At 74.2% G+C, this 16,127-nt stretch carries 19 protein-coding genes and 1 pseudogene; 6 read left to right on the top strand and 14 right to left on the bottom strand.

Annotated elements, in window-relative coordinates:
* Positions 1-43: 43 nt before the first annotated feature.
* The 5 genes from AB0L25_RS14310 to AB0L25_RS14290 all read right to left on the bottom strand — a co-directional run bounded on the left by AB0L25_RS14310 (position 44) and on the right by AB0L25_RS14290 (position 4,228).
* Entirely contained in the window at positions 44-505 is a 462-nt protein-coding gene (locus AB0L25_RS14310) for a nuclear transport factor 2 family protein (RefSeq protein ID WP_500171942.1), read from the bottom strand.
* Positions 506-596: 91 nt separating this feature from the next.
* Positions 597-872: a helix-turn-helix domain-containing protein gene (locus AB0L25_RS14305; protein ID WP_500172011.1), complete on the bottom strand. Its 276-nt coding sequence runs from the start codon at positions 870-872 to the stop codon at positions 597-599.
* 130 nt (positions 873-1,002) lie between these two features.
* Complete coding sequence (locus AB0L25_RS14300; protein ID WP_500171940.1) at positions 1,003-1,704, bottom strand: DJ-1/PfpI family protein; 702 nt, start codon at positions 1,702-1,704, stop codon at positions 1,003-1,005.
* Between the two features lie 26 nt (positions 1,705-1,730).
* Positions 1,731-3,089 (bottom strand): Dyp-type peroxidase, encoded by a 1,359-nt coding sequence (locus tag AB0L25_RS14295; RefSeq protein WP_500171938.1) that lies wholly within the window; start codon positions 3,087-3,089, stop codon positions 1,731-1,733.
* A 158-nt stretch (positions 3,090-3,247) separates the two neighbouring features.
* Complete coding sequence (locus AB0L25_RS14290) at positions 3,248-4,228, bottom strand: GNAT family N-acetyltransferase (protein ID WP_500171937.1); 981 nt, start codon at positions 4,226-4,228, stop codon at positions 3,248-3,250.
* 195 nt (positions 4,229-4,423) lie between these two features.
* Here AB0L25_RS14290 and AB0L25_RS14285 point away from each other — a divergent pair, with 195 nt between their 5' ends.
* Positions 4,424-5,314 (top strand): LysR family transcriptional regulator, encoded by an 891-nt coding sequence (locus AB0L25_RS14285; RefSeq protein ID WP_500171935.1) that lies wholly within the window; start codon positions 4,424-4,426, stop codon positions 5,312-5,314.
* 33 nt (positions 5,315-5,347) lie between these two features.
* On the opposite strand, the gene AB0L25_RS14280 is transcribed toward AB0L25_RS14285, so the two are convergent.
* Positions 5,348-5,788 (bottom strand): MarR family winged helix-turn-helix transcriptional regulator, encoded by a 441-nt coding sequence (locus tag AB0L25_RS14280; RefSeq protein WP_500171933.1) that lies wholly within the window; start codon positions 5,786-5,788, stop codon positions 5,348-5,350.
* A 158-nt stretch (positions 5,789-5,946) separates the two neighbouring features.
* Here AB0L25_RS14280 and AB0L25_RS14275 point away from each other — a divergent pair, with 158 nt between their 5' ends.
* Positions 5,947-6,744: an SAM-dependent methyltransferase gene (locus tag AB0L25_RS14275; RefSeq protein ID WP_500171932.1), complete on the top strand. Its 798-nt coding sequence runs from the start codon at positions 5,947-5,949 to the stop codon at positions 6,742-6,744.
* Positions 6,745-6,879: 135 nt separating this feature from the next.
* On the opposite strand, the pseudogene AB0L25_RS14270 reads toward AB0L25_RS14275, so the two are convergent.
* Positions 6,880-7,497: pseudogene (locus AB0L25_RS14270) on the bottom strand (alcohol dehydrogenase catalytic domain-containing protein); the annotation flags it as partial.
* Between AB0L25_RS14270 and AB0L25_RS14265 the strand changes: the two are divergent.
* From AB0L25_RS14265 to AB0L25_RS14255, 3 genes are all read left to right on the top strand, one after another.
* Positions 7,453-8,127 (top strand): LysR family transcriptional regulator, encoded by a 675-nt coding sequence (locus tag AB0L25_RS14265; RefSeq protein WP_500171930.1) that lies wholly within the window; start codon positions 7,453-7,455, stop codon positions 8,125-8,127. The pseudogene AB0L25_RS14270 and the gene AB0L25_RS14265 overlap by 45 nt on opposite strands.
* A 61-nt stretch (positions 8,128-8,188) precedes the next feature.
* Positions 8,189-8,521 (top strand): hypothetical protein, encoded by a 333-nt coding sequence (locus AB0L25_RS14260; protein ID WP_500171928.1) that lies wholly within the window; start codon positions 8,189-8,191, stop codon positions 8,519-8,521.
* A 20-nt stretch (positions 8,522-8,541) separates the two neighbouring features.
* Positions 8,542-8,850, top strand: coding sequence for a hypothetical protein (locus tag AB0L25_RS14255; protein WP_500171926.1), 309 nt, complete (start codon positions 8,542-8,544; stop codon positions 8,848-8,850).
* Between the two features lie 79 nt (positions 8,851-8,929).
* Here the strand turns inward: AB0L25_RS14255 and AB0L25_RS14250 are convergent, their stop codons facing one another.
* From AB0L25_RS14250 to AB0L25_RS14220, 7 genes are all read right to left on the bottom strand, one after another.
* Positions 8,930-9,076 (bottom strand): hypothetical protein, encoded by a 147-nt coding sequence (locus AB0L25_RS14250; RefSeq protein WP_500171925.1) that lies wholly within the window; start codon positions 9,074-9,076, stop codon positions 8,930-8,932.
* Positions 9,077-9,091: 15 nt separating this feature from the next.
* The gene (locus AB0L25_RS14245) at positions 9,092-9,553 is read right to left on the bottom strand and encodes a pyridoxamine 5'-phosphate oxidase family protein (RefSeq protein ID WP_500171923.1); all 462 of its coding nucleotides are present in this window, start codon (positions 9,551-9,553) and stop codon (positions 9,092-9,094) included.
* Positions 9,554-9,688: 135 nt separating this feature from the next.
* Entirely contained in the window at positions 9,689-9,964 is a 276-nt protein-coding gene (locus AB0L25_RS14240; RefSeq protein ID WP_026402708.1) for a hypothetical protein, read from the bottom strand.
* Positions 9,965-9,995: 31 nt separating this feature from the next.
* Positions 9,996-10,337, bottom strand: coding sequence for a hypothetical protein (locus tag AB0L25_RS14235; RefSeq protein WP_500171922.1), 342 nt, complete (start codon positions 10,335-10,337; stop codon positions 9,996-9,998).
* Complete coding sequence (locus AB0L25_RS14230; protein WP_500171920.1) at positions 10,334-10,645, bottom strand: hypothetical protein; 312 nt, start codon at positions 10,643-10,645, stop codon at positions 10,334-10,336. Before AB0L25_RS14230 ends, AB0L25_RS14235 begins: the two co-directional genes overlap by 4 nt.
* Positions 10,646-10,809: 164 nt before the next feature.
* Entirely contained in the window at positions 10,810-12,000 is a 1,191-nt protein-coding gene (locus AB0L25_RS14225) for a helix-turn-helix domain-containing protein (RefSeq protein ID WP_500171919.1), read from the bottom strand.
* Positions 12,001-12,050: 50 nt separating this feature from the next.
* Entirely contained in the window at positions 12,051-12,677 is a 627-nt protein-coding gene (locus AB0L25_RS14220; protein WP_500172009.1) for an HAD family hydrolase, read from the bottom strand.
* Between the two features lie 173 nt (positions 12,678-12,850).
* Between AB0L25_RS14220 and AB0L25_RS14215 the strand changes: the two genes are divergently transcribed.
* Complete coding sequence (locus tag AB0L25_RS14215; protein ID WP_500171917.1) at positions 12,851-16,108, top strand: S8 family serine peptidase; 3,258 nt, start codon at positions 12,851-12,853, stop codon at positions 16,106-16,108.
* Positions 16,109-16,127: the final 19 nt, after the last annotated feature.

Here is a 16,127-nt window from a genome sequence, read left to right as displayed (position 1 = left end):
GAAGCGGCCTCGGTCACCGGGGTGCGGTGACCGAGGTCGTTCGTCACTCCATTCCGATCGGAGGGCGCCCGTTGAACCACACCGGCCGAACGTCCATGCGGCGGAACCGCCAGCCGTCCGCCGTCCGCACCGCCTCCGCGTCGAAGCGGCCGCCGACGTCGAAGTGCACGCCGGGCTCCTCCCCCCGGGCCTCCGCCGTCGACGCGAGGTGGACGTGCACCATCAGCGCGTTCCACCGCACCGCCGCCCGGTCCCCGTCGAGGTCGACGATGTGGTTGGACGAGAGATGCTGCGTCCGCTCGAACCGCTCCAGGGCGACCCGCGTCGATTCCGCCAGCCCGTCCAGCCCGACGACGTCGCCCACCGGGGCCTCCATCGTGACGTCGGACGTGTGGAAGCGGCGCGCCCACTCGTCGTCGAAGTTCCGTTCGTCCAGGCTCGCCATGAACCTGTCGACCAGCTCGACGATCTCCACCCGGTCGATCAGTTCGCTCATCGTTTCCATGCCACGACGCTATGGACCGGCCGGTCCCCCGGGCATCGGTCAGATGACTGGCATCCTGACGTTGTTCACTTGGGATCCGTGCAGCCGACGATCACGCAGCCGAGGTGCGGCCGGCGCCGGATGATGAGCCGGGGCCGGGATTCTGGTGGGAGGTGAAGGCGAAGCTCGATTCCCCTTCGTCCAACCGAATGGTCAGGGCCGCGTCCAGGGCTTTGGCGAGCCGCGTGAGCAAGGGGAGAGTGGGTGTCGAGTCTCCGCCCTCGATGTTGGAGATCTGGGGTTGGGTCATACCCGCGCGGCGCGCCAGTTCGGCCTGGGACAGTCCGAGTGCGACGCGGCGATCGTGTACCGCTTGCCCGAGAGCCAGAGCGTGTCCGGCCTCGACGTAGGCGGAGGATTCCTCGACCGTCTCCCCCTAAATCTATATGGGGCAGGGACCTCGACGAGCCAAGTGGTCCACGAGGGGTGGGGAAGGGGCGTCGCGGCTGGGGGCGGTGTCAGCGGGAGCGCCAGACGGTGCCGCGGCGCTCGTACTCGAGGACCATTTCGGCGAACAGTGCGGTTTCGGGGCCGTACAGGCGCTCGACCAGCCACAGCGCGAGGTCGAGGCCCGAGGTCACGCCGCCGGAGGTGATCAGGTCGCCGTCGTCGACGACCCGGCCGGGGACCACCCTGCCGCCCTGGGCCTCCAGTTCCTTCTTGGCGGCGTGGTGCGTCGTGCAGGGGCGGCCGTCGGTGATGCCCGCGGCTGACAGCAGCAGCGCCCCGCTGCACACCGACGCCGTGATCAGGCCCGGACGGCACGCGCCCGCCAGCGCCCGGGGAAGGACGCCGCGGCGGATCTCGCGGTCCACGGCGGACCCCTCGCCCAGGCCGCCTCCGGGCACCATGATCACGTCGGCCGATCGCGGTGACCACGGGGTGCGCACCGCGATGTCCATGCCGGAGAACGTGGTCACCGTGCGGGGGCCGTCGGCGGTGACGAACCGCTGCTCCACTCCGCGCTCGTCGGCGATGATGCCGAGCACCTCCACGGGTCCGGCGAAGTCCTGCTCCTCGACGCCGTCGTAGAGGACCGTGTGCACCCGCAGCGGCCTGCGGGGAGGCCGGGCGGCGGGCGACGCCGGGGCCGCGAGGGCGCCGAGGCCGAGTGCCGTCGTGGTGACCGTGCCCGTGCGCAGCACGTCGCGTCTGTTCATCTCGCTCCTCCATCGTCGGGGGGACATCACATGCCGGAGAGCAGCCCCGCGGCCACCGGCTTCCCCGGCGCCACGCCCGGGGGGACGGCGAAGACGGCGCTGCCGGTGTGCCGGATGAAGGCGTTCAGCCGGTCGGATCCGGCGAGCGCGCGCTGGGCGCGGACGAACACGTCGGGGTCGCGCACGTAGGCGCAGAACAGCACGCCGCTGTCGAAGGCCGCGTGGCCCGAACCGTCGTGCACGGGCATGCCCTCGCCGTGCTCGTGGTCGTGCTCGTGGTCGTGCTCGTGGTCGTGCTCGTGGTCGTGGGCGGCGTTCGTCCGGCCGGCCGTCTGGAAGCCGTAGTCGTAGTTGTACGAGCGCCGCAGCATCGGGACGTCCCGGACGAGGGCGAGGTGCGAGTCGGCGGGGATGAGGGGCTTCCCGTCGGGCCCCTTCTTGCCGAAGTCGGGGGCGCTGAACTCGTGCCCGCCGCTGAGCGGGGCGCCGTCGCCGCGGCGCCGTCCGATCGTCTCGTCCTGGACGCGCGCCGTGGCGGTGTCCCACTTCGGCAGGTCCATGCGGATCTTGCGGAAGACCAGGTAGGTGCCGCCCGCGAACCAGGCCGGGTCGTTCGCGTCCCGGGCGCGGACGACCGCGTCGAGCTCGTCCGGGCGGGGGTTGACGGTGCCGTCCTTGTGGCCGAACAGGTTGCGCGGCGTGGCGTCGCCGAACCCGCCCAGGAAGCCCTGCTGGGTCCAGCGCAGCCGCGCGACGCCCGGGGCCCGGCTGCGCAGGGCGCGGAACGCGCGGCTGATGACCTGGGGATCCTCGGCGCAGATCTGGACGAGCAGTTCGCCGCCGCTCCACGCGTCCTCCAGCCCGTCGCCGCGGAAGGCGGGCAGCGGCTCCAGCCGGCGCGGGCGGGCGTCCGGACGGCCGACGCGCTCGAACAGGTCCGGGCCGAACCCGAACGTGACGGTCAGCCGGGACGGTTCGAGGCCGTCGGCGATGCCGGTGTCCGGCGGCACGTCCGGTCCGGCCGCCGGCATGGGGCCGGGCGGGCGGCCCTGCGTGAGCCGCTCGGCGACGGTCGTCCAGCGTTCCATGAGCCGCCGGAAGGCGGCCGCGACCCGCGCGGAGCCCAGCCGGCTCCCGTCGGCCGGGTCGGTGGTCACCAGGTCGAACGCGGCGAACAGCGCGTACCGCTGCTGCGGTGTGGCGATGCCCGCCTGGCGCGCCCCGTGGAACGGCTCGATCCGGCGCTCCGTCCCGGACGGGCGCGGCGCCTCGTCGCCGCGCGCGGTCGCGACCAGCGCTCCGCCCGCCGCCGCCGCGCCGGCGGTCGCCGCGAACGTGGTGATGACGGCGCGCCGCGAGAAGGGACGGCTGGACTGTTCCGGCATTGGGACCCCCAGAGGAAAACACGACCTTCAGCCTTCCTGAAGCCTAAGGCAGGCTTCAGGAAGCCTGAAGGTGGGGTGGTTCCAAGGGCTGGGAGCCGCTTCCGCACCAGGTCACGGCGGGGGCGGGGCCGGGGCCCGCGACCGGTCGAGGGGTTCGATCAGAGGCCGCGGGCGGTGATGTCACCGTGGGCCGTGGTCGCGCGGATCTCCACGCCCGCGGTGCCGTCGTTCTCGAGGGCGTCGACGTCGAGGCGGTACTCGTTGGTGCGGTGGTGCAGCCGGAACCCCAGATGGCGGTTGACGGCCAGGAGGGCGGCGTCGTTCCCGGCGGTGTCGGTGGCGACCTGCGTGACCTGCGGGTAGTCGTCGTACAGCAGGCGCAGCATCGACGCCTTGACCCACAGGTCCAGCCCCAGGCCGTGATGGTCGTCGGCCGGCGGGCGGTCGTGCTGGGTCGCACGGGCCCCGCCGCCCCCGGGGACGACGACCTCGGTGCACCCGACGACCCTGCGGCCGTGCTCGGCGGCGACCGTCAGCAGCACGTCGCCCGGGACGGCGTCCTCACGGCCCGGCGGGGCGATCCGCGCCGTCTTCGTCAGCCGGTAGCCCGGATGCTCGACCGCGACCATCTCGTCCAGCCAGCCCGGATGCACGTCCCGCAGCGACAGCAGCAGGTGGTGCAGCGTGCGCAGGCGGGTCAGGCCGCGCCGCAGGCAGAAGGCGTCGCCGGTCCCGCCCGCGGGCACGGCCGCGATGACGCGGCGCAGGCCGCGGCGGCGCGCCTCGGCGGTCAGCGTGGTCAGGAGCCGGGTGCCGGTGCCGCGGCGCCGATGCGCCGGGTGAACGTGCACGTGCGCGCGTCCCGTCGCCGTCGTGGACGGCAGGTGCAGGACCGCCAGACCCACGACCTGCTCCGCGCGGGTCGCCGTCCAGACGGCCGTCGCCCCGGCGGTCAGGTGGGCGTGGAACCGGCCGGGGGGCGCGGGCGCCGTGCCGGGCGCGTCCACGGCCATGGACGCGGCGACCACCGCGTGCCAGGTTCGCAGGCGCGGCCCGTCCGGCTCCTCCCGCGCCGGTTCGGCCCGGGCGACGCGCAGCCGGGCCGGGCGGGGCCGGACGTCGTCGGCGGCCTGCGTCATCGGTCGTGTCCGTTCCCTGGTCGTCGGCGGGCGGTCGCCCGGCCGGGGCGCCGAGACGCCCGTCACCAGGCTGGCGGGACGGCCGCCGCCGAACAACGGCGATGTCGGGAAGGCAGCGTTGCGCGAACGGTCATCGATGCGATTTGTGCCGACGCGACCGGGACGGTTAGCTTCACGATCGATTCAGGGGGGTCCATGGAGCTTCGGGACATTGAGATCTTCTTGGTGTTGGCGGAGGAACTGCACTTCGGGCGTACCGCCGAGCGGCTGCGCATCACCCCGTCCCGGGTCAGCCACGTCATCAAGAAGGCCGAACGCCGCATCGGCGCCCCGCTGTTCGCGCGCACCTCCCGCACCGTCCGCCTCACCCCGCTGGGCGAACGGCTCCGCGACGGGCTGCTGCCGGCGCACCAGCGGATCCGGCAGGCCGTGGACCAGGCCGTCGCCGAGGCGCGCGGCATCACCGGCACCCTGCGCGTCGGGTACTCCACCCCCTGGTGCGCCGACCTGCTGCTGAAGGCGTCCCGGACCTTCCGCGACCGCTACGCCGACTGCACCGTCCGCATCCAGGAGATCCAGCTCAACGATCCGCACGGCCCGCTGCGCCGGGGCGAGCTCGACCTGCAGCTCAGCGAACTCCCCGTCGCCGAACCCGGCATCACCGCCGGCCCCACCGTCCTCTCGGACGCCCGGGCCCTGCTCGTCCCCGCCGACCATCCCCTCGCCCGGCGGGAGAACCTGTCGCTGGAGGACCTCGCCGACATCCCGCTGATCACACCGGGCGGGAACTTCCCGCCCTACATGGCGGCCGTCCACCTGCCCACCCACACCCCGTCCGGCCGCGCCGTCCCCCGCGGACCCGTCTTCACCTACTGGGCCGAGGTGCTCTCCCTGGTCGCCGCCGGCCTCGGCGCCTTCCCGGTCTCGGTGCGCGGAGCGCACTACTTCGCCCGGCCCGGCGTCTCCTTCGTCCCGTTCCTGGACGCGCCGCCCGTCGAGTACGGGCTCCTGTGGCCGACCGCCGGGCACACCGCCCGCGCCATGGCGTTCGTCGACCTCCTCGTCGACCTCCCCGAGGACGAGTGACCGACCGGACGGCCGCGTCCCGACCCGCGTTCGTCAGCGGCCGGCGTCGATCGCCGCGCGCACCGCGTCCCGGATCGCCCGGTGCAGCGGATCGGCGTCCGCGCCGAAGACCCGCTCGTCGACCTCGGCCACCGCCTCCCGCGCCGCCTCCAGCAGCCGGGCGCCCTCCGCCGTGATCTCGAGCGTCGACGCCGACCCGGCACGGGCGTTGCGGTCGCGCACCAGGCCCGCCGCGGCGAGCGCCTTCACCGCCGCGTGCACGCTCTGCACGGTGATCCCGGACATCCGCGCCAGGTCGCTGAACGACGCCCCCGGCACGGTGGCGATGTGGCCGAGCAGCCCGAGCCTGCCGACCGTGAGCCCCAGCGGCGCGAGGACGGGGGCGAGTTCGGTCTCGATCCGGCGCGCGAGCGACAGCACGAAGACCGACGTGCTCGTCACCCGGGGTCCGGTCCGTCCGCTCTCGGTGCTCACCCTCCCAGTCTCCCTCAGATCCGCCGCTCCCCGCGGCGCCCGGACGGCCCCGCGGACCATCGCGACACGCCTGCCGGGCATGTCCGAAAAGGGGCACCGAACCCCCGCCTCCGGGCAAGATGAAGATCCACAACCGGCATCGCGGCATGGAGCGGCTCGTGAACGACATTCCCGGCATCGACACGACCGTGCCGAGTTCGGCGCGGATCACCAACTACTGGCTCGGCGGCAAGGACAACTACCCCATCGACCGCGAGGTCGGCGACGCGATCGCCCGCGTCCATCCCGACATCGTCACGATGGCGCGGCACGACCGCGCGTTCATCGGCCGCTCCGTCCGGTACCTGGCGGGCGAGGCGGGCGTCCGCCAGTTCCTCGACATCGGCACCGGCCTGCCCACGCAGGACAACACCCACGAGGTCGCGCAGCGCGTCGCCCCCGACGCCCGCATCGTCTACGTCGACAACGACCCGATGGTCCTCGCGCACGCCCGCGCCCTGCTCACCTCGACACCCGAGGGCACGACCGCCTACATCGACGCCGACCTGCGCGAGCCCGAGGCCATCCTCGACAAGGCCCGCGAGACCCTCGACTTCACCGAGCCGATCGCCGTCATGCTCATCGGCATCCTGCAGCACATCGTCGACGACGCCGAAGCCGAGTCGATCGTCCGGCGGCTCGTCGCCCCCCTGCCGTCCGGCAGCCACTTCGTCCTCGTGCACGACACCGCCGACTTCCACGGCCAGTCCGTCCTGGACGCCATGGAGACGTTCATGGCCGAGGGCGGCCTGCCGATCTGCGCCCGCGACCACGCGCAGATGGAACGCCTGATGGACGGCCTCGACATCATCGACCCCGGCATCGTGTCGACCGCACGCTGGCGCGTCGGCCTCGACAGCCCGTGGGGCGAGGCCGAGAACGTCGCCCAGTACAGCGCCGTGGGCCGCAAGCCCTGACCCGTCAGCCCGCCATGTCGAGGACGAACCGGTAGCGGACGTCGTTGCGCGCCAGCCGTTCCAGCGCGGCGTCCGCCTCCCGCGGGGGATGCCGACCATGCACAGCGTCCCGTCCACGGCCAGCGCCGCCAGGTACGGCTCCAGCGCGTGCGGCGCCCCGACCGTGTCGATGATCAGGTCGCAGCGGCCCGCCTGCGCCGCCATCCGCCGCCCGTCCGACGCGAGGACGGCGTCGTCCGCGCCCAGCCGGCGCGCCTCGGCGACCTTCGCGGGCGACGAGGTGAACTGGACGGTCTCGGCCCCCAGGGCGCGGGCGAGCTTGAGGGCGACGTGCCCGAGCCCGCCCATGCCGACGACGCCGACCGTCCGTCCGGGCCCGGCGCCCCAGCGGCGCAGCGGCACCCACGTGGTGACGCCCGCGCGCATCAGCGGCGCCGCGCCCGCCGGGTCCAGCCCGTCCGGCAGCGCGTGCACGAAGTGCTCGTCCGCGACGTACTCGGACGAGAACCCGCCCCGCGTCGGCGAACCGTCGACACGGTCGGCGCCGCCGTAGGTGAGGGTGACGCCCTCTTCGCACCAGTTCTCCCGCCCCGCCCGGCAGGCCGCGCACCGCCGGCACGAATCGACGATGTTGCCCACCGCCACCCGGTCGCCGACGGCGAACCGGAACACCCCGGACCCCACCTCCGCGACCTCCCCCACGATCTCGTGCCCCGGCACGAGCGGAACCCCGGCGGGATCCCCGCCGCGCACCGCCGCCAGGTCGCTCGCGCACACGCCGCAGTACCGAACCCGCACCGCGACGTCCGTCCGCCGCAACTCCCGCCGCTCGAACACCCACCGTTCGAGGCCCGCCCCCGGAGCGAGGGCGGCCCACCCGTTCACCTCACGCATGGCACCACTCCGATCTCGAAGCCCGGACGGACGTCACCAGGGCAGTTCGCCCTCGTAGTCGCGCAGCCCCCGCTCTCGCGGGCGATCCACCGGCTCGAACGCCGCCTCGGCGCGACGCTGCTGGAGCGCACCAGCCGCTCCGTCGCGCTCACCGAGGCGGGCCGGGTGCTCCTGCGGGAGGCCCGCGCGGCGCTGCACGCGGTCGACGCCGCCGAGCGCCGCACCCGCCGCGCCGACGGGGCCCTGCTGCACCTCCCGTTCGACGACTCGGCGGGCTTCGACACCGAGGAGCTCGGCACGGAGGGCCAGGTCGTCCTCCTGCCGGCCGCGCACCCCCTCGCCGCCCGCTCCCACCTGCGCCCCGACCTCGCCGCCGTCCCGGTCCTGGACGCCCCGGCGGTCACCACGGTCATCGCGTGGCCCCGCACAGCCGCTCGAAGGCCGTCGCCGGCCTCGTCCGGACCGCCACCCGCGTCTAGGACGGCGTGACCGGCGCGTGACCGGGGCGACAGCGCGCGGGCGGAGCATGGCGATGTCCGGAAGGAGCGCCATGCACACCACTCTGAGCAAGCTCACCGCGACCGCCGCGGCCGCGGCCGCGCTCACGTCCCTGTACCCCGCCGCCGCGCACGCGGGGCAGGCCGTCCGCTCGTTCGTCTACAAGGGGCAGACGTGCGAGGACCACAGCTACGACCGCACCGCGAGCTACCACTGCTGGGCGGGACCGCCCGACGCGCAGATGTACCAGACGCAGGCCAGGTGCAGCGACGGCTCCTACAAGCACGGCAACTACGAGTGGTACACCTCCAAGTACTTCTCGCTCGTGTCCTGCCCGCCGGGCACGTCGGTGACCTGGTCGCGTCCCGAACCCCAGTACGACTGACACCGAGAAGGGACGATCCCGTGAAGGCACACGCACGAGCCGCCGCGGTCGCGCTCGCGGCCGCCGCGGCCTGCACTACGGGCCTCGGCGCCCTCCCCGCCCACGCCGCCCCGGCCGCCGAGAAGGCCACCTGCTCGACCTACCGGTCGTCGGACGGCAAGAGCATCGGCGTCAGCTGCGACGCGGGCCGCTACTACATCGTCGGCACGGCGTGCGGCCCGGGCCACTGCACCACGATCGGCGGCCCCATCGTGGACGCGCCCGCCATCTCCTGGGCGCACGCCGGCAGCGGCTACTTCGGCGGCCCCATCCGAGCGGTCTTCGTCTGAGCCGTCCCGGTCACGGGCGTTCAAACCGCTCGACGAGCCCCCTCGACCCCGCAACCGGGATCGAGGGGCTTGCTCGGCGTCAGGGCGTGGACGTGTCCAGGCCGAGCGCGTCGAGCACGTGGGCGAGGAGCTCGTCACGATACGAGCCAGAGGACGTCGCGTAGGCGAAGGGGATCAGCCGGTCCAGGTAGGTGTCGGGCGCGTCGCCACAGAACCAGTTGCACACTTTTCGTGCCGCCCGCTATTCGAGCCACGTCCCGTCGCGCATGATGACTCTGCCGCGGAGTTCCGGCTCGCCGCGCCAAGCGCGCACGGTCTTCGGCACCACGCGCACATACAGGAAGGGATCGTCTTCCGTACGCGGGTCCCACCCGAACTTGGCGGCGAAGGCATCCGCCGCTTCTCCGGGCACGTCCCGGTCCGGGAAGCACTCCGCCTCGCCCTGGAAAAGCACCACGTCGAAGGAGTCCGGTAGCGCCAGGCGCACGCGCGGCTCCTCGCGGACGTTCCGCGCGGTCGCGGAAGCCGCACCGGTGCACATCCACACCGCCCGCCCGTCCCACAGGAACCACAGCGGCACCTGGTGCGGGCCGTGATCGGGGTGCGATGTCGACACCCAGACGTCCCGCTCGGTGACGAGCCGTTCCAGGGTGTCGCGCTTTCGCTCCGCCGTCCGGCGGCGAGCACTGTCCGTGGTCTGCATGAGGATCGACCTTAACCAGCGGGCCCACGAGGCGCATGAGGCGAGAGACCTACGCCCGGCATGGCTGGTGGCCGAAGTCAGGTCCAGGATGGCGATTTCCGGGTGGGCCCACACCGCCCCGGCGAGCGTGCGCGGTCATGACGGCTTCACCGCCGCGCCCATCTCCCGGGCGATCTCGACCGCCGCCTTTTCGGCGTCTTCGGGCAGGCGCCGTCCCGCCGCGGGCCCGGTGCGCCATCGGTAGGTGCCGCCGTCCCAGGACACGAACCGGGGCCCGTTCTCGCGGTAGGTGACGCGCACGTGCGGCAGGTCCCGGTCGTCACGGTCGAGGGACGCCGTCATCTGGGGCGCGCACCGGCGGAGCGCCGCGTGCAGTTGCGCGTCCCGGCCGAACATTTCGATGCTCTCCATCTCTCCTCACGGAAGTCGCGGCGGAAGGGGGTCAGGGGGCGACGAGGCCGCCGAGTGCGGTCCGCAGCCGTCCCCGGCGCGGCGCACGATGGCGGCGTTCAGGCCGGGGAGGTGCGGGGGCGGTGCGGACGGGCGCGGCGGCGCGCGGGTGCCTCGGTTCGGCCGATGGCGTGGCGCGGCGGACGTCCAGGGCGTTCAGGCGGCGGGCCAGTTCAGCGGGCGTCGCCGCTTCGACCAGTTGGCAGGTGCCCGCGCGGTCGCGGGCCAGCGCCCACCAACTACCGGTGGCCTCGCCGAGCCAGGCGGACGTCCCAGGGAACCGGCGCGCCACCTCGGCGGCCACCCGTGCCTGCGGGTTTCGGGAGGCGGTCACCGGGCCGTCTCCGCCCCGACCTGGTCGGACGCCAGGCGGCCGAGGGCCCACGTCACCGCGTTCATGATCTGGTCGGCCTCGGCGACCGGCTCGTGGCCGGGGCCGAAGAACCACATCCGGTCGCCGTCGTCGCTGCGCGGACGGCACGTGACGGTGACGGTCGCGGGGCTCGCCTCGGGACCGCAGCCGGGGACGTCGGGGTTCTCGATGCGCAACCCCCTCGCGGTCGACTCGACCTGGAGGCGTCGCGCGGACAGGTGCGCGGCGAGCGCCGCGAGGCATTGCTGCGGGGTCGTACGATCCGTCATCAGGTCGGAACCGCCTTCCGGCCGAGGCCCCGGATCCCCCGCTGTTCGCCCAGCGGGCCGGGGCCGCCTTACGTTCGGACGTGGGGCGTCTCGCGCCCACGCACCGATGCTGAAGGCTCGCGAGGCTCGGGAGTGACACAGCTTGTGTCACCGCTCCGAGCTGCTCAAACGATCCGGGCCCACTCCGCGAACGCCACCAGAGGGTGTGGCGGGGACACGTGCAGACGGAGCAAGGTGTCGAGCGCGTCGTGGACGAACGGGTGCCCACGCACGTGCTGGGGTGCGATCTGGCGCGCGGTCCGCAACGATGCGAACGCCTCGTCGCGCTTCCCCAGCCAGAGCTGCGCTCGCGCGACGTCGATGAAGTAGTGCGAGCGCCGTTCGGCGGGGAGTGCTCCGAGCAGGCTCTCCCGCTGCTCGCGATCGGCGCGGGACGCCAGCGACATCACCCGCGCCGCATCGCCGAGTTCGGCCGCGACCGAGACCTCGTGGACGTGCAGTGACGCGGGGCCGAAGGCCGTCCCGTGGTAGATGCCCTCGGGGACTCGCTTCGCCAGGACGCGGGCCTGTTCGAGGTGTTCGTCGACGACCGAGGCGTTCTCGGTCAGCCGGGCCGCGACGACGGCGGCGCGCATGTGCAGAGCGCCTGCGGCGGCGCGGAGGTCCGGCGTGGCCGGTGCGGGAAGAGCGTCGAGGGCGCTTTCCAGCGCGCGAAGTCCGGCTCCGAGGTTGCGGCCGGCCGCGAAGAAGACCTCCGTGCGCACGTAGGCGGCGGTGGCGACCAACGCCGGATCCTCGGCGAGGTCGGCCGCGCGGCGCATTAGCTCGATCAGGCGCGCCGACAGATCGTAGTAACCGTACTTGTAGGCGACGGCGTCCGCGGCGCGGTAGGCGGCCACCGACAGGGCAGCGGCGGCTCGGCGGTCGGGGCCGCCGTTCAGAACGGCGCGCGACAACTCGGCCAGCAGCGGCGGCAGCTCCTCGGCGAGGCGGGTGTACTGGGACGTCAGCCGCCGCTGTGTGGCGGCCGCCACCGCCGATGCCAGCCGGTCCGGCGGCCGCACGGGGCCGTCGTCGGGGATGTCGTGGACGTCGATGGCGGCGCGCAGTTCCGGCACCGCGGCGTGCACCCGGCCGTCGCTGTGCGCGCGGCGGCCGGTCAGGGCCTCCGGCTCGGTGCCGAGCGCGGCGGCGAGCGCCTCCAGGACGCGATCGGTCACCGGCCGGGCGCCCTGCTCGACCTTGCGGAGCAGGCTCAACGAGATGTGGGCGTCCTCGGCCAGCCGCCGCTGGCTGAGGCGGCGCGCCTTCCGCAGGCCGGCGATCCGCCGGCCGACCTGTGCGTCCGGGGTCACTGCGGGCTCCGTGGGGTGGATCCTGCGAGAACGGTACCCCGCGGGGGAGGTCAGCGCAGGAGTTCCGGGAGGTCGGTCAGGTGGTCGACCAGCCAGTCCGGTGCGCCGCCGCCGGTCGGATCGTCCGCCCACAGGTAGCCCCACGGGCCCCGGCGCACGAGGGCCGTCCGCAGTCCGGCCGCCTTGGCCGGGACGATGTCGTTGGCCGGGTGGTCCCCCACGTACACGATTTCGTGCGGGGCGCCGGGGGCCCATTCGGCCAGCCGGGCGAAGAAGGCGGGGTCCGGTTTGGCCACTCCCCATTCCTGCGAGGTGGCGATCGCATCGGCGGGCAGGTCGAGCGCCCGCAGGCAGTCGCCCGCGCGGGCGGTCTGGTTCCCCGCGATGCCGATCCACAGGCCCCGTCCGCGCAACTCGGCCAGCGCCGGACGGACGTCGCCGTACAGATCGTCCTCGGTGATCCGCTCCCCCCGCCCCGCGTCCTCGCGGGCGCGGCGTTCGGTCGGCAGGTCGAGGCCCGGCCGGATGAGGCGGAGCGCGTCGGCGTTGTCGCGCCCCTGCGCGGTGACGGCGCCGACCAGCGCCGACATGGTGTGGGCGGGGACGCCGAGCCAGTCGGCCCACGCCCGCCACTCGCGCGTGTCGTCCACCAGCGTTTCGCCGACGTCGAAGACCACAGAGATCACCGCCCCAGCGTACGAGCGGCGCGGCTCGCTCGTCCCGTGGCGCGGTCCGGGTCCGGCGGCGCCGTCCGAGGGGCCCGTGGGCGGCCGGGTGCGGTCATTGGGTCTGGGCGGGCTGACGTTGCCAGCATATGGTGGCGACGTTCACCGTGCTGAGGAGTGGTCGCGTGATCCGTGAACGGAATCGACTCCACCGCCGAACGATCAGGGCCGCGATCGCCGCGGCCGCTTCGCTGGCCTGCGCCGCCGCGCTCGCCGTGCCCGCGGCGGCCGCGGGCGCGCCCGTCCGGGCCACCCCGCCGGACGGGCCGTCCCGCGCCGTCACGCTCGTGACCGGCGACCGGGTCGTCGTCACCCCCCGGGACGGACGGCCGCCGCGGGTGACCGTCGAGCCCGGGGCCGGACGGGACGACGTCGGGTTCGCCGCGCACGTGACGGAACACGAGATCACCGTGACGCCGATGGACGCCGTGCCGCTGCTGGCGGACGGACGGCTCGACCGGCGGCTGTTCGAGGTGCACCGGCTGCTCGCGTCCGGGTACGGGGACGATCGGACGGACGAGCTGCCGCTCATCGCGTCGCGTCCGGTCGGGTCCCTCAAGGCCGGACGGACGATCGCCGCCGGCGGGCTCACGGCCGTGCGGGCGGACAAGGACGGGCTGCCGAAGGCGTGGGGCGAGTTCGTCGCGGACCCGTCGGCGCGGCTGTGGCTGGACGGGAAGGTGAAGGCGAGCCTGGACGGCAGCGTCCCGCAGATCGGCGCACCGGCCGCGTGGGAGAAGGGGCTGACGGGCGAGGGCGTCACGGTGGCGGTGCTGGACACGGGCGTCGACGCCGAGCACCCCGATCTCGAGGTCGCGGACGCGCGCAACTTCACGCCGAGCGCGTCGGCCGACGACGCGAACGGGCACGGGACGCACGTCGCGTCGGTGATCGCGGGGTCGGGCGAGGCGTCGGGCGGGACGTACCGGGGCGTCGCGCCCGACGCGCGGGTCGTCAGCGGGAAGGTGCTGGACGACTCCGGGCAGGGGCAGGAGTCGTGGCTGATCGCCGGGATGACGTGGGCGGCGAGGGAGGCGAAGGCCGACGTCGTGAACGTGAGCATGAGCTGCTTCTGCGACTCGCCGGAGGTCGACCCGGTGGAGCGGGCGGTCGACGAGCTGTCGGCGGAGACGGGCACGCTGTTCGTCGCCCCGGCCGGTGATCTGCTGTGGCCGTTCCCCGGGTTCATCGCGCTGCCGGCGGCGGCGGAGTCGGCGCTCGCGGTGAACAGCGTCGACCGGCGGGACCGGCCCGCGTCGGCGGTGCGGGGGCCGCGCCTGTGGGACTACCTGGTCAAGCCCGAGATCATGGCGCCGGGAACGGGGGTCGTCGGCGCGCGGGCGGGCGGCACGTCGGCGGGTTCGCCGGTGGACGGGTCGTACACCCGGCTGTCGGGCACGTCGGTGGCGACGCCGCACGTCGCGGGGGCGGCGGCGGTGCTGGCGCAGCGGCATCCGGACTGGGACGGCCGGCGGTTGAAGGCGACGCTGATGGCGGCGGCGAAGCGGCTGCCCGTCGACCTCGGCGTGCAGGGCGCGGGACGCGTCGACGTGGGCGCGGCGGTCGAGCAGCGGGTGTCCGCGTCGCCGCCGAGCCTGCACGCGGACGTGAAGTGGCCCGACTCCGGGACGTCCGAGCTCACCCGGGAGGTCACGTACGCGAACTCGGCGGACGAACCGGTCGAGCTGGGGCTCGCCGTCGAGCTGACGGGCCCGAACGGGCCGCTTCCGGCGGGCGCCGCGACGCTCGACCGGGACCGGGTCACGGTCCCGGCGAACGGGGAGGCGACGGTCGCGCTCACGTTCCGGGGCCCGGAGGGCATCCGGGCGGGCCTGTTCACCGGCACGCTGACCGCGACGGGCGCGGACGGCCCGGAGGTCGTCACCCCGGTCGCGGCGTTCGTCGAGCCGCCGACGAGCAACGTGACGGTGCGGATGACCGACCTCGACGGGTCGCCGGCGTCGGGGTACGTCACGCTGACGAACATGGAGACGGGCGAGCGGTTCGACGCGTCCGGCAACGGCGACGGCACCGCGACGGCGCGGGTCCCGGTGGGGACGTACGACGTCGCGGGGCAGTTCGAGCGGGGCGGCTGGTCCCACGGCTTCCGGAAGATCTACGCGTTCGAGGCCGGGGCGAACGCCGTCCCGATGGACGCCCGGACGAACACGCCGGTCGCGTTCACGAACGACACGCCCGGCGCGGAGATGACCGACGCGACGGTCGGGCTGGGCCTGATGACGGACCGCCACTGGGCGATGATGTTCCTGGACGGCGGCGCCGGGCAGCGGGTGTCGGTGCAGCCGGGGACGGACGAGCGGATCACCTTCACCGTGCTGAACACGTGGCAGGAGGCGGGCGCCGACCCGAGCCCGTACGTGTTCCACGACTTCCGCTCCGCCAGGGGCGTCCCGGCGGATCCGGCGCTGCACACGCGGCGCGCGGAGATGGCGCGGATACGCACGTCGACGCGGGTCCTGGACGACGCCACGAGCGGGTCGCTGCGCACGTACGCCTCCAGCGCCGCGGAGACCGGGAGCCTCGGGACGAACGTGACGCGGCCCGTGCCGGACGACTTCACCCTGTACCTGCGGGCCGGTGAGACCGTCACCTGGGACCAGGACCTGCGCATGTACGACGACGCGGGCGACGAAATCGCGCGGATCTTCCGGGACGGACGGTCGTACCGGCCCGGACCCCACGCGGACGCGTGGAACGCGGCCGTCGTCGGCCAGTCGCTCGACGACTGGGGCAACGAGCGGGACGGGAACCTGCTGGCGGTCGCGCCGGGCTGTCCGTCCACCGGCGCGCTCGACTACTGCGGCCGCGGCTTCACGGGCACGGGCACGTTCTCGCTGAGCCGGGACGGGACGGTGCTGGCGGAGCGGGCGGTCACCGGCGGGGGCGCGCCCGACATCGAGGTGACGGTTGCGCCGGAGGAGGCGACGTACACGATGCGGTACTCGATCGCGCGGCCGGACCTGCCCGCCGGGTCGGTCTCGACCGCGCAGGAGACCGTCTGGACGTTCCGGTCGGCCTCGACCGGCGAGGTGGAGCAGCTCCCGCTGCTGGCCGCGCGGTTCCTGCCCGCCGGGCTGGACGAGCGCAACCGGGCGCCCGGCGACCGGGCGACGCTCGTCCCGTACTGGGTCGAGCGCAACCCGGGCGCCGCGGCCGTGCCGGTCGCGTCGATCAAGGTGGAGGCGTCGTTCGACGACGGGGCGACCTGGCGGACGCTGCGGCCCGCCGGGGGCGCCGCGCTGGGCGTCGTCCGCGTCGACCCGGTGGCCGGGGCCGAGTTCGTCTCGCTGCGGTCGACGGTGAAGGACCGCGACGGCAACGCGGTGACGCAGACGGTCGTCCGCGCCTACGGCCTGTCGTGAGGGCCGCCGGCCGGTGGCC

Origin of the sequence: Spirillospora sp. NPDC052242 (genome assembly GCF_040679555.1) — a bacterium.
Taxonomy (GTDB): Bacteria; Actinomycetota; Actinomycetes; order Streptosporangiales; family Streptosporangiaceae; genus Spirillospora.
The sequence above is the reverse complement of the archived record's forward strand: the minus strand, read 5'-3'. Positions and strand labels throughout refer to the sequence as shown.

Coding starts and splice junctions, on each gene's coding strand:
- AB0L25_RS14300 (WP_500171940.1), bottom strand. CDS start 1,704: ATGAACAGACGCGACGTGCTGCGCACGGGCACGGTCACCACGACGGCA.
- AB0L25_RS14295 (WP_500171938.1), bottom strand. CDS start 3,089: ATGCCGGAACAGTCCAGCCGTCCCTTCTCGCGGCGCGCCGTCATCACC.
- AB0L25_RS14285 (WP_500171935.1), top strand. CDS start 4,424: ATGGAGCTTCGGGACATTGAGATCTTCTTGGTGTTGGCGGAGGAACTG.
- AB0L25_RS14230 (WP_500171920.1), bottom strand. CDS start 10,645: ATGACGGATCGTACGACCCCGCAGCAATGCCTCGCGGCGCTCGCCGCG.
- AB0L25_RS14260 (WP_500171928.1), top strand. CDS start 8,189: ATGCACACCACTCTGAGCAAGCTCACCGCGACCGCCGCGGCCGCGGCC.
- AB0L25_RS14310 (WP_500171942.1), bottom strand. CDS start 505: ATGGAAACGATGAGCGAACTGATCGACCGGGTGGAGATCGTCGAGCTG.
- AB0L25_RS14245 (WP_500171923.1), bottom strand. CDS start 9,553: ATGCAGACCACGGACAGTGCTCGCCGCCGGACGGCGGAGCGAAAGCGC.
- AB0L25_RS14290 (WP_500171937.1), bottom strand. CDS start 4,228: ATGACGCAGGCCGCCGACGACGTCCGGCCCCGCCCGGCCCGGCTGCGC.
- AB0L25_RS14240 (WP_026402708.1), bottom strand. CDS start 9,964: ATGGAGAGCATCGAAATGTTCGGCCGGGACGCGCAACTGCACGCGGCG.